The sequence below is a fragment of the Chryseobacterium viscerum genome (genome assembly GCF_002899945.2).
Classification (GTDB): Bacteria; Bacteroidota; Bacteroidia; order Flavobacteriales; family Weeksellaceae; genus Chryseobacterium; species Chryseobacterium viscerum.
Window position 1 is genome coordinate 60,928 of sequence record NZ_PPEG02000009.1, and the last position, 17,425, is coordinate 78,352.

The following is a 17,425-nucleotide window of genomic DNA, read 5'->3' on the forward strand; positions in this document are numbered from 1 at the left end:
AAACTTTGGGATTTAATTGTTAAGGACTGTTAGAAACTTGTCATTAACTTAAAAAAATAAAGATTCAAATAAAAAACCGGAAGAAAAGTGTGCTGAGTTTTCAGTTATTCTTTCTTCCGGTTTCCTTGTCTTATCTGTGTTTTACCAATAGCCAGCTCGAATATTTTACCGTAAGAGCAGAGCCATACTCTGTCCAGGTGATAAAATACCAGTAAGTGGCTGTAGGAACATATCTTCCGCCTATTCTTCCATCCCAGGTATATCTGTTTTCGGGAGTTCCCCTGAAGACCTCAGCACCATACCTGTCAAAGATCCGGAATACAAGGTTTTCATTGGCCATGAGGGCAGAATAATCGATTCCCTCATTATAACCGTCTCCATTTGGAGTGATGGTGTTGATCAGATTGATAATGGCAAATGGTTTTTTGACTTCCTCACACATTTTAGAGTCTCTTACAAATACATTGTGAGCCCCTCTGGGTACGTTGTAAAAAACATTGGAACTCTGCCATATCACACCGTCCAAAGAATATTCATAAGGTGGTGTGCCTCCGCTTACTCCCACTTTTACTGTTGTTCCGTCGATTTCAATAGAAGTAATCACAGGAATTGGCAGTTCTGTAACGTTCACATACTGTTTGTAAACGCAGCCATTGAAGGTAAGCTCTACCCAATAACTTCCCGGAGCAACATTGGTAATGGAAGGGGTGGTAGCTCCTGTACTCCATAAATACCTTTCGAATCCAGGGCCTGCATCTAAAGTAGTCGTTGTCTTTGGACAAATAGCTTTATCTTTTAATACATCCGATTTTTTAGGGATCTTAATATTGATTTTAAGGGTTGCCACTTCAGGACATACTCCATTTTTTTCAAAACGGATATAATATGTTTGAGAGGTTGTAATATTAACCGGTGAGGAGACGATATTCACATTGTTCTGAGCATCTGATAAAGTGGCGTGGAATGTGAAAGTAACATTAGGATCTAATGTAAACTGAGGGATAAACTGTGCTAAATTGACACTTTTTATTCCATCTAAATCATCATCACAAACACTTTCTGTAACAGATTTGGTGATTAATGGTACTTTAGCTCCGATACTGAACTGCAAAGGTTTGATCACAGCAGCACAGCCGTCCGGAGAATCTACTCTGATGTAAATAGTAGTTGTGGCTGTATAACTCCAGCTGTTAGGAAGCGTATTGATATTTCCTGCATTGGCATCCGCCAGGTTTGCATAATACCTTACATTGGTAAAGAAATTAGGATTATTGAGAACAAGAGGAGTAATATTAGGAAGGATAACAGTAACTGTTCCATCCAGGTTATCATCACAGAAAATACCATTGTAATTATCTAAAACAATCGCTTTATTGAAAAGAGATAATGTGATTTGCGCTATACTTTTACATCCTATATTGTTTTTGACAACTGCATATATGATTGTACCATTGGGTGCAGTATAAGCTGTTGTATTGGTGATCAATGCTGTTGCGTTTTCATTCTGAGCATCCAAAAGAGTAGGGTAATAAGTAATCGTAACCGGTGAATTACTAGTAACGTTTGCTGTCGTGAGGTTGAAGGTTCCCTGTCCGTTTATGTCACAGGCCGTTAAGGTCGTATTCATGACAACAAGAGCCTGGATATTAATCGTAACGGTGATCGTTTCACAATCAGGAAAGTCCGGATCATTTCCACAGAATGTATACGTGAATGTGTCCGTTCCTGATGTACCGGGAGTTGTCACGGTATAAGTAATGATCCCTGTCGTTGAATTGATCACTGCAGTACCCAATGCAGGTGCTGTTGTAATCGCTACAGTGCCCGGAGCAGGTGTTTGTGATGAAGTACTGAAAGCAGGTGTTATAGTCTGTGTAGTACATACATTGTAGGCTGCATTGGTCAGTTTTGTACAGTTAAGAACTTTAAGTTGTTCGGTGACTAATGGCGCACAGCTACCCATCGTTACAGAACAGGTATAATATCCAGGTAGCGTAGGAGTGAATGAAGAAGCAGTAGCTCCCGGAATAAGTGATCCGTTTCTGTACCATTGATACGTATCATAGATAAGAGGATCTACGGTAAGAACTACCCCAGGAATACATCCGTCGCCTGATTTTAAAATAACGGGCTGTGTGGGGAAACCAGCGAAGAAACCTCCGTATCCTACGGCATCACTTCCAGCAGTGATTCCTGCCATAATAGCTTTGTCTGAAACAACTGTAATGGTTCCCGTCACATTAGGAATTCCATAGGTTACCCAATTGGTGGTTCCTGTCATATTATAAGGACCTGTGATTGCAAGAGGCGTAGCACTGTTTACAGTAACGGTAGCTCCTCTTTCCGTAATAAGGTTGAGTTTTGTAGGAATGTTGAGACCTCCTGAAGGATTCCCATTGGAATGAACAAAATTTTCATTAATAAGTCCTAGTTCATTAATCTGTTTGGGAAGGTAGCAGTTCAAAGCCGGAATAAAATTGAATCCTCCGGTAGCAGTTTCATTTCCCGAGTTGGAATCTCCTGCTAAAATCTGATAGACATAGGCATTTTTAGATGTTTTTAGATACAAATTATAATGTCCGTTTCCCTGAAGGATATATTTGGAATCAGGTACAACATAATATTTTCCTGCATTGATGGTTGCAATAGGAGGAATTTCATTATTAACAAAGATCTGGGTATTGTCTTCAGTAGCAATGACAACAGCACCCTCCATATTGGATCCTATGGGTCCGTTTCCTTTTACAAGAGCAAATTCATTCCCCAGTCTGTTGACAGGTACTGCCTGATCCATTAAAATGTCCGAACTGGAAGGAAAGTTTCCGGCATATTGTCCGTTAAAATTTCCATTGGTGATATTGACCGGTTTGTTTGAAATGATTTTTGAACCAATGAAGCCATCAAAATTTCCTGTTATATCTCCAACTCCATCAATAATATAAGATTGTCCTTTGTTTAAGGTGAAAGTCATTGTGGGATTTGTGGCTCCGGTCATCCCGTTGGAAAACTGAACGGTAGGAGTGTATCCGGAAATAGTAACGGTGGTATTATCTTCTGTTGCCAGTACGCTGGTCATGAAATTCAGAATATTGTTGCTCACAGTGATCGGAGCAGAGGCGGCATAGAAGCTGGTTCCTTTAGACGAGATTCCTTTGGAAGTAATGATTTCAGCATGATTGAATACCGAAAACCTTAAGTTGGCATAAAAAGGAAATTCTGCTTTAAGGTATAATCCTTTGGTGGTAGGGGTAAATAAATCTGCCTGCAGAGTGGTGATAATATAATTTCTTAATACATCGAATTTCTGTGGATTATTTTTACTGATATTCACCGTTCCGATCAGTACGTTATTGTTATAAATACTTACCGGAAAAGGAGTCGTTCTGCTGGTGGATAAATACAGTTTCTGATAAGGATTGGTAGCACTTGTCCTATCCATCATAGGAGCAAACCAATGCTCTCGGTCCAATTGGGCAAAAGCAGAGGTGAAAAAATAAAATATAAATAAAAAAGATAGAATTTTCTTCATTCAGTAGTAGTATTTATCACAAATTTAATAATAAAAAGTATTAAATAGTTGAAAACATAATAAAAAAGCCACGATTTCAAAATCGTGGCTTTCAAAACTTTATGCCTGTAGGATTACTCTCTGTTTTTTACCATAATCCAACCTGTGAATTTTATGGGTGTTTGCTTGGCATTAGGCTCATTCCAGCCTACTTCATACCAATAGTTTCCTGTAGGAACTCTTTTGCTGCCGTCTGCCGTTCCGTTCCATTTGTATCCGTTGGTTTTATCTGCCTGGAAGATTTTGCTTCCATATCGGTCAAAAATATTACATACAAGATTGTTTTTAACGGCCAGTGAAGAGTAGTCTATCACATCATTTACTCCATCCTGATTAGGAGTAATGACATTGATCAGATTGGGAATCGTGATATCGACTTTTATAGGTTCACAATTATAAGCATCTTTTACGTAGACGCTGGCATTTCCTCTCGCAATATTGGTAAATAGATTAGAATCCTGCCAGCTTATATTGTCCATAGAATATTTATAAGGTGGAGTACCTCCTATAACATTCACTGTTACTGTATTGTTTGAGATATCAATGTTTGAAATAACGGGCTGTTCCGATGCATATACTTTTACCGTCTGCAGGGTGATGCATTCTCCGGTTTTTAGTTTTACCCAATAGACTCCCACTCCTACATTTTTGATGGATTGAGTGGTTGCTCCGGTACTCCATTCATAGCTTTTGAATCCAGGACCTGCATCCAGTGTGGTTTTTTCTTCCATACAGATGATTTTGTCTACTAACACATCTGATTTTACAGGAGGGAGAACTACAAGGGTTACCATTGCCACTCTGTAGCAGCCATTCCCATTAATTACTTTTATATAAACGACCCCATTAGGAGCGATATAAGTAGCAGGGGTCAGAATTTCATTGGTTCCGGCATGAGCATCTGCAAGAGAAGGGTAGTATTTCTTGGTAATTCCGGTAGCCAGCGTTACATTGACATTGGTAAGATTAAACAATCCGGTAGCAATATTAGCTTCCAGGAAGCAGGTTCTTATTAAAGCATCATTCACTACAGGACTTTCCGATATGGTTAAATTTAATGTCACTTCTTCACAATCTGTAAAATCAGGATTGTTTCCACAAAACTTATAAATGATCTTATCCGGACCAATATAACCGTACGTCGGAGCATAGCTTATGACACCAGTAGCCGGATCTAGAACGGCATTCCCATTAGTGGGAGGAGTAATGATGATTACCGTTCCCGGTACTACAGTTTGGGTAGAATTGGAGAATGTGGGTACAATCTGTTTTACTCCGTCACATACCGTATCGTTTATGATTGTTTTCTTAAGACATGTATACACCTTATACACAGGGGTGAATACCGGCGGGCACGATCCGACTGTAATTTTTACCGTATAGTTTCCTGATTGTGTAGGAGTATAAGAGTGGCTTGTTGCACCTGGAATAGGATTATTTTCTTTATACCACTGGTAAGTATCGAAGCTGTCATCAACTTCCAGAACAATTCCGGGGATGCACTCACCATTTTGTTTTGCGATAACAGGAATGGAGGAGAATCCTGCAAAATAACCACCATATCCTACTACACCACTACCTCCGGAGATACCTGCAGTAACAGCTTTTGTAGAATTAATGGTCACATTTCCTGTAATATCAGGTACAGAGTAAGAGACCCAGTTTGGAGTTCCTGTTACTGGATATGGACCCTGGGTAGCTGGTAAAGGAGCTCCATTTACGGTAACATTGGCTCCAGCCTCTGTAAGAATATTTAGTTTTACGATATGTCCTGTAAGAGTTGTAGAATAAGGAAGGTCCTTGATTTTTCCAATCTCATCAATTTTTCTTGGAAGGTAGCAGTTCAATGGCGGGATATAATTGAACCCAAGTGTTGCATTACTGGCTCCAACCCCTGCCATCAGCTGGTAAACATATACATTCTTTGTCGTTCTGATGTACATGTTGTAATGATCATTCCCTTGGTTGATATAGTTGTTATTATTGATTTTGTTTACCCTGTAACTTTCACCTTCAGCTAATGTTGCAGCTGGCGTTGCTGCATTATTAATATATACCTGAGTGCCTCCTTCAGTAGCTACAATCAAAGCATCTTCCATTCTTCTGCTGATGTCACCGTTTCCTTTTACAACGACAAATTCATTTCCGAGTCGGTCTACCGGTACAGACTGGTCCATGATAATATCAGATCCCTGATAAGAACCACCTGCAGCCATTGCGAACTGTCCGTTGAAATTTCCGTTAGTCACTGAAATAGGTTTGTCAGATTCTATTTTGGCTCCAATGAAGGCTTCTTTATTGACTGTTTTATCACCTATTCCTTCAATAATATAGGATTGCCCTTTATTTAATGTAAAAGTAAGCGTAGGGTTGGTCACCCCAGTCCATCCGTTGGTGAATGCTACGTTGGCAGAATAATTGGAAACTGTCACTTTGGTATTGTCTTCTGTTGCCAGAATTCCGGTGGTGAAATTATACTCGCCGTTGAGTTCTTCTATAGGAGAGGTTACCGCATAGAATTTTGTCCCAATCCCGGCTTTTCCTTTTGATGTTAGTATTTCCCCGTGCTGACTTACCGAGAATCTGTAAGTGACAAAATAAGGTTTTGATCCTTTAGTGTACAAACCTTTATTTCCAGGGGTGAATAGTTCCCCATTGATCGTAGCAACCATTCTATTCAACGGAATATTAAATGTCTGTGGAGAACCTTTACTGATTGTAACGGTACCCAGTATAGTATTGTTACTATAAATGTCTACTGTAAATGGAGTCGCAGAATCTGTAGAGAAATAAAGGGCCTGCATAGGAGTGACAACTTTGGGGGATCGGGCTGCCATAGGAGCAAACCAGTGTTCCGTATCTCTTTGCGCAAAAAGCATTTGAGTTGCCACAAACAAGAACAGAAGAATCGATATAATCTTCTTCATATATATATTTAGTTATAGTTTGTACAAAAATAACAGAATAGTTGATTAGTGATTGAAATATTTTATGATATTCATTATTAATTTAAAAAAATAAGCCACGATTTGATGATCGTGGCTTATAAAATATAGTTTTAAACTAATTATTACTCTCTGTTTTTAACAAGAATCCAACCTGTATATTTTACTGGAGTCTTTTCTTTGTTGGACTCAGTCCAGTTGATATGATACCAGTAAGTTCCTGTTCCTATTTTCTTATCAAAGTGCTTACCGTCCCATCTGAAGTTATTGAATTTATTTCCGGTGAATACCATATTTCCATATCTGTCATATACTACAAATGTTAGGTTGTCTTTATAAGCCAGTTCACTGTAATCTATATAATCATTTACATTATCTCCATTAGGGGTAATGGCATTTAATAGATTAGGGATGGTAATTTCAACAGAAATAGGAGTACAGTTATAAAAATCTTTTACATAGAAAGTATGCTGTCCTCTTGTTAAACCTGTGAAAGTACTTGAATCCTGCCAGTTAGCCGTTCCGTCAACTGCATATTTGTAAGGAGCTTTCCCTCCGCTTACAATTACTGTCGCTGTGTTGTTGTTGATTTCAATGGTTTGAATAACCGGATCTTCAACTTTCTTCACTTTTACAGTCTGAGTAAGGAAACATCCGTTCTTACTTAGTATTACAGAATATTCTCCAACGCCTACATCTCTGATCCCTGAAGTGGTAGCACCTGTGCTCCATAGGTATGAGTCGTATCCAGAACCTGCATCCAGGTTTGTTTTTGCATCCATACAGATATATTGATCTACCAGGATAGGAGATTTTTTGATTGGAAGTACAATTAATTCAATTTTTGCATTCGCTGTACATCCTTCAGCAGTCGTTACTTTCACATATACAAATCCACCTGTTGAAGGGAAGTTTTCTGGTGTTGTGATTTCATTGATCCCTGCCGTAAGATCGTTTAAAGTACGGTAGTATTTTTTTGTAACCGCATTATAGTCTGTTACTTTAGCTTTGGTAAGATCAAAATAAGCATAAGGAGCTACATCGTACCAACATGCCTTAATAGAAGTATCTGTTACAATGAATGGTACTACAGTAAGGTTTAATGTTACCTGCTCACAATCTGTAAACTCTACTGAGTTTCCACAGAATTTATAAATAATCTTGTCTGATCCTAAATATCCTGCATTCGGAGTGTAGGTGATTGTTCCGTTTGGATTAACCACAGCGGTTCCTTTTGTAGGAGGAGTTAAAATTACTACTGTAGTTGGAACTACTGCTTGTGTTGACGATGTAAACGTAGGCGTAATAATTTTAGTAGAACAAGCATTAAGCGCTTGTGTCGTTTCTTTTAAACAGTTTTGTACTTTATAGATAGGAGTTGTCACTGGAGGACATGTTCCCATCGTTACTTTTACAGTATAGTTTCCTGACTGTGTAGGTGTATAAGTGTAAGTAGTTGCCCCTGAAATAGCTACTCCATCACGGTACCATTGGTATGTTTCATATCCGTCATCTACTTCAAGAATAATCCCTGGTACACATTCTCCTATTTTTTTAGCAATTACAGGGATTGATGAGAATCCGGCAAAGTAACCACCGTATCCTGCAGAACTGAATCCACCATTGATACCAGCTGTTACAGCTTTTGTAGAAGTGATTTTAATATTTCCTGTTACTCCGGTAATTCCATACGTTACCCAGTTGGAGTTTCCTGCCAATGGATATGGACCGTCTGTCGCAGCTGGAGGCGCATCATTTACCAATACTGTTGCCCCTGTCTCTGTTAAGATATTTAATTTTACAATAATATCCTGAACTGCACTGGCTCCAGCTGTTCCAATTGGCATTTCATTGATCTTTCCAATTTCATCAATTTTTCTTGGAAGGAAACAGTTCAATGGCGGTATATAGTTGAACCCGTTGGTAGCTTCACTATTACCTACCCCTACGAACTGATATAGATATACGTTTTTGGTTGTTGAAATAAACATATTTGAATGCCCCGAAGTACCTTGAGCCACATAGCTGGTCTCATTGATTCTGTACCATCCTCCGGCAGCAAGTGTTGCCACTGGCATACCACCACCATTTAAGAAGACTTCAGTGTTGTCCTCTGTAGCAATGATAAGTCCTCCTTCCATATTCTGGGTAGGGACAGTAGATCTTGTTTTTACAATAGCAAATGTATTTCCAAGTCTGTCAACCGGTACAGATTGATCCAGAACCGGGTCACTACCGGATGGTGAAGTAGAGAAGTTGGCATTACAACTTCCATTAGTAAGGGTTACAGGTTTGTCTGCTACCACTTTTGCTCCGATAAAACCATTCTTGTTGGCCGACTGGGTACCTGATCCTGCAAGAATGAAAGATTGTCCTTTCTGCAAGGTAAAGGTATGGGTGTTACCTGGAGGAGTTCCATTGATAAAAACGACTCCGGCAGTAGGATTCCATGATACGGTTACATTAGTATTGTCCTCAGTAGCAAGGATACCTGCTGTAAAGTTCTGAATACTGCTTGTATTGGTATTGGGAGCACTCGCAACGAAAAATGTTTTTCCGATTCCAGCTCTTCCTTTACTGGTAATAACTTCTCCGTGAACACTCTGAGCAAGTCTTAAACTACAATAAAAAGGTTTTAATGCTTTTAAATATAGTCCTTTATTACCTACATTGAATGCTTCTGTAGTTGTACCTGTAGAAATAAGGTTGTTGGCAACCTTGTAGGTTTGCGGGCTACCCTTACTGATGGTAACCGTCGTGACTACAGCATTGTTGTTGTAAATAGTTACATCAAAGGGAGTTGTAGAATCAGTGGAAAGGTATATCATGTTCGTATACCCTCCAACACTGTCATAATAAGGAGCAATCCAATGCTCGCTATCCCTTTGTGCAAAGAGTGTATTAATTGTCAAAAAAATTAATACCAAACTGAGTAGAAATCTTTTCATGTGTATGGAATTAGGATTTCTACAAAATTAAAATAAAAAATGAAATACTTTTAATAAAATTTAAATAAATGTTAAAAGATTATTCCCGATTTTTAATTAAAAGCCATCCTGAATACGAAACTGGTAATTTCGTATCTGGTTCTGTCCATCTGATTATATACCAATATGTTCCCGTAGGAAGGTTTCTCCCATTCGATTTTCCGTCCCATGTATAATTTTTGTCAGAAGACTTATATACAGAGGCTCCGTAGCGGTCCGCAATCTCAATTGTAACGTTCTGTTTGATCCTTAATTCTGAATAATTAAGAACATCATTTATTCCATCTCCATTCGGGGTAATCGTATTGATAAGGTTAAGAACCAAAAACTCTTTGGTTACGTGACTACATCCATCAGAACCCAATACATATACAGTATGAAGACCTCTTGATAATCCTGTGAAAACATTGGAAGCCTGGTAATCGAAACCGTTTAATGAATATTTATAAGGAGCTGTTCCTCCGGTTACAAAAATAGTGGCTGTAGAGCCTACAACATCTATTTTAGTAATAATAGGTGCTTGTGAAGTTGTTACATTTACATACTGACGGTATACACATCCGTTGAATCCAAGATCTACATAATAAGTTCCGGCTCCTGCAGAAATATTTTGAGAAGTAGCGCCGGTACTCCATAAGTACGAAGTGAATCCGGGACCTGCATCCAGCATTATTTTTTCATTAGAACAGATAACCTGATCACGTAATTGGGTTGATTTTTTAGGCGTTTTAAGAGTAAGAGTTAAAACAGCTGTATTAGTACATGCCGTACTGCTTTGAAATCTTACATAAAAAACATTGCTAAAAGAAGTAAGCGTTTGCGATGCTGCAATAGGATTTAGTCCTGCCTGTGCATTCGCCAGTGAGGTGTAGAATGATAGAATTACCCCTGGATCTGTGGTGAATAAAGCTTTATAATCATTAAGGTTTACTGCTTCAGAACCATTAAGATCATTATCACAGATATCAGCCTGTCCATTATTGGTAATCAAAGGAATCTTGTTTCCAATAGTAAAGTTGATTTGGCCCAAAGCAGGAGGACATTCTCCAACAACACCGGATACTCTTACATAGACAATTGTATTGGCTGTGAAAGTCCAGTTAGCAGGAAGATTATTGTTGTTTCCAGCATTTGCATCAGCCTGATTTAGATAATATTTTACAATGAAGTTCGCTGGATTCGTTACAATTTGTGGGGTTACATTGGTAAAGTTGACATTTACAACTCCATCAAAATTATCATCACAAATCGCAGTATTGAAGTTACTCGTATTAAGGTTGGGAGTAGGATAGGTATTTAATGTGATGGTAGCTGTTTTAGAACATCCATAAGAGGTTACATTCACATAGATCGTTCCCGACTGTCCCGAATAAGCTGCTGGATTGGCAATCTGCCCTGTTAAATTAGCATTGGTAAAATAAGTAACCACAGCACCCGGCTCCTGAGTGATAATTGCTGTAGTCAGGTTGAATGTTCCGTTTCCATTGGCTGCTGCACAAGAAGTCAAAGAAGCATTGGTTACCTGGAACACATGAGTGTTGATTATAATTTTAAAATATTCAAAAGCAGCCGGATTTCCGGTTCCCTGAATATAATAAGTGAAAGTATCAGATGTATTTGTTGTAATACCTGCATTAGGAGTATAGGTAATCTGTCCTGTTGTAGGGTTTACAAAAACAGTTCCATTGGTAGGATGTACAATAATGCTTGTGTTGGTTGGATCCACAGCCTGAGTGGAATTGCTCAATACAGGATTGATGATTTTTGTAGCACATGATCCAATATCATAAGTAGTCGTAGTGATGGGCGGACATACGGTATAATCAAATTCTGCAGTAAGTCTGGATTCACAATTGGTTCTGGTAATATAACAAGTATACACTCCCGAGCCATATAAATCCGGGTTGATAGACGGTGATGTAGCTCCGTTGATCAGAGTTCCGTTAAGATACCATTGATAGGCATCATAACCACTTTCTACAGAAAGAAGAACCCCATTATAACAATCGCCTGTTTTTGTAATCACCGGAATAGATGAGAATCCGGCAAAATAACCTCCATATCCTACCGCTCCGTTTCCGGCAGCAATTCCTGCTGTAACCGGTTTTGTAGAAGCAACGGTTATATTTCCTGTTACACTCGGAATAGAATAGGTAACCCAGTTAGGATTTCCTGTCACAGGTGCCGGTCCGGTACCCGCTGCAATTGGATTTCCATTAATTGTTACTGCAGCACCTGTCTGAGTAATAATATTAAGTCTGGTATTGAAAGTATCATTTCCTATTTTATTAATAAATCCAATTTCGTTGATCTCTTTGGGTAAGAAACAACTTAATGGAGGGATAAAGTTCATTCCGCCTGTCGCATACACCGTACCTGAAGATGTTCCAGCAAGAAGCTGATATACATATACATTATTGTTGGCGGAAATACTCATATTGTAATTTCCGTTCACCTGGTTTACATAATTAGTTCCCTGAACAACATAATATTGTCCCGCATTTAAGGTCACATTATTCAAAAGGATTCCATTTACGGTAAGTTTGGTATTATTTACCGTTGCAATCACTACGGCTGCTTCCATTCCTGAATTTGCAGGTCCGTTTCCTTTTACCATTACAAAATCTTTTCCCAGTCTTTCCACAGGAACAGCCTGATCCATAAGAACGTCTACATTCGTATTGTTTTGGGTAGTATAGATGCTGTTGAAGTTTCCGTTGGTTACAGTGATTGGTTTACTGGCAACAATTTTTGCTCCTACCAGTCCTGCTAAGTTATTAGGATTAAGATTACTCTGCGCTTCAAGGATGTATGATTTTCCTTTATTGATTGTGAAAGTTCTTGACGGAGCTGAAATACCGTCAGAAAAAACAACACCAGGGTTATATCCGGATAACGTTACAGTAGTATTGTCTTCCGTTGCAGTGACTCCAATAGTAGAGTTCACATAAGGTTTGGCCGTCGTATTAGGGGCCATTCCCACAAAGAAAGTTTTTCCAAGTCCGGCTAATCCTTTTGAGGTAATAAATTCCGCCTGGTCCTGTACAGTAAATCTATAGCTGGCAAAGAATTTTTTACTTCCTTTTACATATAATCCCATTGAGGTGGAAGTAAACAACCCGGATGGGGCAGAAGCAATCATCATATTGTTAGGGATGGTTACTTGTGTCGGATTTCCTTTGCTTACCTGAACAGTAGAAATTACATTGTTGTTGTTATACACCTGTACAGAAAAGGGAATTGTTTCATTGGTTGAAAGGTAAAGATATCCTTTCGGTGTTCCAAGAAGACTGCTTGCCGACATAGGAGCGATCCAATGCTCAGAATCCAATTGTGCATTAGCAAATAAACAAAGAAAAGAGCAAATAGCCAGTAGAAATTTTTTCATGCGTTATTATATGGGGCCGCAAATTTAAACATTAATAATCAATTTTTTATACAAAAAAAACTTTGAAATCGTGATTGTTGTGTAATTATCGAATATTTAAAACTCTCGTCATATTGTGTTAATAATAACGCCTTTTTAGAATAAAAAAATCCCGGTGAACTTCACCGGGATCTCATATTTTTTTAAAAGATGGATTATAAGCTTACTCTTACAAATCCTGTTACTTTTAGGTCTGCGTTTACAGATTTTACGTAATCAGCAACTGAGATACTTGAGTCTTTAATAAAGTCTTGGTGTACCAAAGTGTTGTCTTTGTAGAATCTCTGCATTTTACCTTTAAGAATATTGTCGATAATGTTTGCAGGCTTACCTTCTTCAGTAAGTTTGTGTCTTTCGATCTCTAATTCTTTGTCGATAGTCTCCTGAGAAACTCTAGTTTCGTCCAAAGCGATTGGGTTCATAGCAGCAACCTGCATAGAAACAGACTTAGCAGCTTCGTCAGATCCGTCTACCTTAGCAGAAAGAGAAGTGATTGCAGCAATTTTGTTTCCAGCGTGGATATAAGCTCCTAAGAAATCTCCTTGGATTCTTTCGAAAGAACCGATCTCGATTTTTTCACCGATAACTCCTGTTTGCTCAATTAATTTGTCAGCAACAGTAAGTCCGTGGAAATCTGTAGCCAAAAGTTCTTCTTTAGTAGCAGCGAAAATTGCCATTTCAGCTAATTCGTAAGCTAGTTCGATGAACGCTTCGTTTTTAGCAACGAAGTCAGTTTCGCAGTTTAGAGAGATTACCACACCTAAAGTGTTGTCCTCGTTTACTCTTGCGATTACTGCACCTTCAGCAGATTCTCTGTCAGCTCTGTTAGCAGCAACTTTTTGTCCTTTTTTTCTAAGGATATCTACCGCTTTTTCGAAGTCTCCTTCAGCTTCAACTAAAGCTTTCTTGCAGTCCATCATACCTGCACCTGTTTGGTTTCTCAATTTTGCTACGTCTGCAGCAGCTGGTGTATAAGACATAATATCTATTATTTTTTTTATTTAAGATTAGTATTAATTTTTAGCTTAAATTTAGAGCAGTGCAAAGATAATGATTTTAATGATAAACTAAAAAATGACTTTTCACGTTATTAATATATTTAATACTATTTTAAAGATTTGATTAATGAAAAAAATCTTATTCCTCCTATTTATATGCATTTTCTCACTTGGTTTTTCCCAAAAAAAGAAAAAAACAAAATCTAAAGCTGTTGTTGAAAAAGAAACTGTAATCATCTATACAGAACAGGAAGCAGAGATTTCAAAAGAGGCAAGAGTCATTGCCGGCTTTTTGAAACAGAATCCGGGACACGCTAAAACAGATTTTTTTAAAAGAAAACTGATTGATATTATTATGGCAGGTAATTCTCCCGAAGCAAAGCCTACTATAAAACCGATCAGTAAAGAAAAAATTGAAAATATCGTAAAGAATAACGAGCTAAACAGTGGTAAAACAGTCGCAGCGAATAAAACCTATACCGCTAATGGTAAGCCTGTTTCTAATAATACAGCTGCTGCTATTGATGCTTTAAAAGAAGAAAGAAGAACGACCTATGCTTCAGTAGGTTCAGTAGGTTCTGCGGCAAAGACTGCGGGAACCTCTAAATCTGAACCAAGCGAAGAAAATAAAAGAAGGGCAGCCATGCTGACTCATCTCTTTAATAATGATGTCAATAAAAGTGAAGCGTACGTCAATATTAAAAACAGATCAGCCTGTAACCTTATTGTAAAAATAAGCGGCAAAAAATATTATAACCTAACTGTTCCTGCAAAAGGAGAAAACTTTATTTTGGTAGATAAAGGTGAATATGTCATGACAACCATGGTGTGTGATGCCAAATATTCTTCTTTAAAGAAAATTGAACAGGATATTGAAATAGCATTGAACGTTGCAGAATAGAACAGAAGAAAACTAAAGAAAAAAGGTTAAGAAGAAATTCTTAACCTTTTTATTTTTTATCCTTTAAACTGACCCATCGCAATGAATTTATCTTGTCTCTGGGTTTCAAGCTCCTGTCCTGTAAATTTGGAGAAAGCTTTGATATTTTGTAAAATAGAATTTTTCAAGTTTAAATAAGTTGTCTCCTGGTCATAATGAGCACCTCCAAGCGGTTCCTCAATAATCCCGTCGATGAACTTTTCTCTTAAAGCATCTGCTGGAGTAAGGTTCAATGCATTGGCTGCATCTTCCTTGTGATCCCAGTTTCTCCATAAGATAGAAGAACAGCTTTCAGGTGCGATTACGGTATACCAAGTGTTTTCCAACATATATACTTTATTTCCTACACCTATTCCTAATGCTCCACCACTGGCTCCTTCTCCGATGATGTAAGTGAAGATTGGCGTTTTCAGCTGAACCATTTCAAAAATGTTTCTTGCAATAGCTTCTCCCTGTCCTCTTTCTTCAGCTTCCAATCCTGGATAAGCTCCCGGTGTATCTACTAAAGTTACCACAGGAATATTGAATTTCTCAGCAAGCTTCATTAGTCTTAAAGCTTTTCTGTATCCCTCCGGATTTGGCATTCCAAATCTTCTATACTGTCTTTCTTTAGTTGTTCTCCCTTTTTGAGTCCCTAAGATCATTACTTTTTGACCGTCAAGGGTAATCAATCCTCCAATCATAGCCGGATCATCAGCAAAATTTCTGTCTCCGTGAAGCTCTAAGAAACTGCCTTTATCCGCCATTCCGTGGATGTAGTCTAAGGTATAAGGACGATCTGGATGACGAGACATTTGTACTCTTTGCCAAGGGGTAAGATTTCCATAGATTTCTTTTTTCTTTTCTAAAATCTTATCCTCAATCTGGCTGCATGCTAATTTTACATCAACACCACTTTCTTCTCCTACTAAAGAACACGTCTGGTATTGATCCATCAATTCTTTGATAGGAAGTTCGAAACTTAAATATTCCATTTCTTGAAGTAAATTAAATCTTTCAAATGTATGAAAAATTATGGTTATTCTATTTAAAATTATTTATAGCATTGTTTATTCTGGAGACACTTTCCTCTTTACCAAGGGTTTCCAGAATATCCGGAACGTCCGGACCTTTCAATTCTCCTACTAAAGACAATCGTAGTGGCATCATCACTTTACCCATACCCAATCCTTTGTTTTCAGCAAAATCATGCATGGTCTGCTTCAATGTTTCAGCCGTGAAGTCTGTAGCTTCAAAAGCAGATGCCAATTCTCCTAAAATTGCAGAAGTTTCGTCATTCCAAGCTTTTTTTGAAGCTTTTTCATCGTAAGACGTTGGAGCTTCAAAGAAGAATTTTCCGTTTTCATAGATGTCTTTCGGGAACGTTGCTCTTTCTTTCATCAGATGAATTACTTTCATCAGTTTCTCATCAGAAGCCCCGGAAAAATCCAGATCTGTATTTTTCAGGATTTCAAGAATCTCTTCATCAGACTTCATCTGCATATACTGATGGTTGAACCACTCAGATTTTTCTTTACTGAATCTTGCACCAGCTTTGTGTACTTTATGAAGGTCGAATTCCTTGATCATCTCTTCCAAAGGAAGAATTTCTTTATCATCTGCAGGAGACCATCCCAATAGTGCTACCATATTGATGAAAGCATCTGGAAGATAACCGTTTTCTCTGTATCCTTTAGAAATTACTCCTGTAACAGGATCTTTGAAATCAAGCGGGAATACCGGGAACCCGAATTTATCACCATCTCTTTTGCTTAATTTTCCTTTCCCTTCTGGTTTTAGAATTAAAGAAAGGTGTGCAAATTGTGGTGCTTCCCACTGCATTGCTTCGTATAAAAGTGTATGAAGTCCTAAAGAAGGCAGCCATTCTTCCCCACGGATGACGTGAGAAATCTCCATTTCGTGGTCATCAATGATGTTTGCGAAGTGGTAGGTAGGCATTCCGTCATTCTTTACCAAAACTTTATCATCTAAAGTATTCGTATTGACGGAGAACTTTCCACGAATGATATCCTGAAGGTTCAATACTCTGTCAACAGGCATTTTGAATCTTACGACATAAGGAGTCTTTTCGTCCAATAATTTTTGAACTTCTTCTTCAGAAAGGGCAAGATTGTTTCTTAAACGGTTTCTGGTTTTGTTGTCATATGAGAAAACATCACCTTTTGCTTCGTACTCTGCACGAATTGCATCTAATTCTTCTGCAGTATCAAAAGCGATATAAGCATAATCTGTTTTTAAGATCTGCTCTGTATATCGATCATAGATATCTCTTCTTTCAGATTGTCTGTAAGGAGCATATTTCCCTCCTTTCTTAGGACTTTCATCAGGGATAATTCCACACCATTCTAAAGCTTCTTCTATATATTCTTCAGCTCCTTCTACATATCTTGCGGTATCTGTATCTTCAATTCTTAATACAAACTCTCCCCCTTGATTTTTAGCAAAAAGATAATCATATAATGCAGTTCTTACGCCTCCCAAATGTAAAGGTCCTGTAGGACTTGGAGCAAAACGTACTCTTACTTTCTCCATTTCAATTTTAATTTTTGCAAATTTACTT

General features: G+C 38.1%; 8 protein-coding genes. 1 reads left to right on the forward strand and 7 read right to left on the reverse strand.

Translation table 11 applies throughout. The features are described from left to right. Window positions 1-130: 130 nt before the first annotated feature. The 5 genes from C1634_RS19940 to tsf all read right to left on the reverse strand — a co-directional run bounded on the left by C1634_RS19940 (window position 131) and on the right by tsf (window position 13,907). Window positions 131-3,529, reverse strand: coding sequence for a T9SS type B sorting domain-containing protein (locus C1634_RS19940; RefSeq protein ID WP_165835364.1), 3,399 nt, complete (start codon window positions 3,527-3,529; stop codon window positions 131-133). A gap of 113 nt (window positions 3,530-3,642) precedes the next feature. Next, a complete protein-coding gene (locus tag C1634_RS19945; protein WP_103231245.1) occupies window positions 3,643-6,495 on the reverse strand; it encodes a T9SS type B sorting domain-containing protein in 2,853 nt (950 codons plus the stop codon). A 143-nt stretch (window positions 6,496-6,638) separates the two neighbouring features. Continuing rightward, window positions 6,639-9,461 (reverse strand): T9SS type B sorting domain-containing protein, encoded by a 2,823-nt coding sequence (locus tag C1634_RS19950; RefSeq protein WP_103231244.1) that lies wholly within the window; start codon window positions 9,459-9,461, stop codon window positions 6,639-6,641. Between the two features lie 79 nt (window positions 9,462-9,540). Next, a complete protein-coding gene (locus tag C1634_RS19955) occupies window positions 9,541-12,888 on the reverse strand; it encodes a T9SS type B sorting domain-containing protein (RefSeq protein ID WP_103231243.1) in 3,348 nt (1,115 codons plus the stop codon). Between the two features lie 194 nt (window positions 12,889-13,082). Next, window positions 13,083-13,907, reverse strand: coding sequence for a translation elongation factor Ts (gene tsf, locus C1634_RS19960; RefSeq protein WP_109739022.1), 825 nt, complete (start codon window positions 13,905-13,907; stop codon window positions 13,083-13,085). Window positions 13,908-14,052: 145 nt separating this feature from the next. Here tsf and C1634_RS19965 point away from each other — a divergent pair, with 145 nt between their 5' ends. After that, window positions 14,053-14,826: a DUF6759 domain-containing protein gene (locus tag C1634_RS19965; RefSeq protein WP_103231241.1), complete on the forward strand. Its 774-nt coding sequence runs from the start codon at window positions 14,053-14,055 to the stop codon at window positions 14,824-14,826. 56 nt (window positions 14,827-14,882) lie between these two features. Here C1634_RS19965 and C1634_RS19970 read toward each other — a convergent pair whose 3' ends face one another. Further along, on the reverse strand, window positions 14,883-15,839 hold the full coding sequence (locus tag C1634_RS19970) for an acetyl-CoA carboxylase carboxyltransferase subunit alpha (RefSeq protein ID WP_109739023.1): 957 nt from the start codon (window positions 15,837-15,839) through the stop codon (window positions 14,883-14,885). 49 nt (window positions 15,840-15,888) lie between these two features. Next, window positions 15,889-17,397 (reverse strand): glutamate--tRNA ligase, encoded by a 1,509-nt coding sequence (gene gltX / locus C1634_RS19975; protein WP_103233343.1) that lies wholly within the window; start codon window positions 17,395-17,397, stop codon window positions 15,889-15,891. Between the last annotated feature and the right edge of the window lie 28 nt (window positions 17,398-17,425).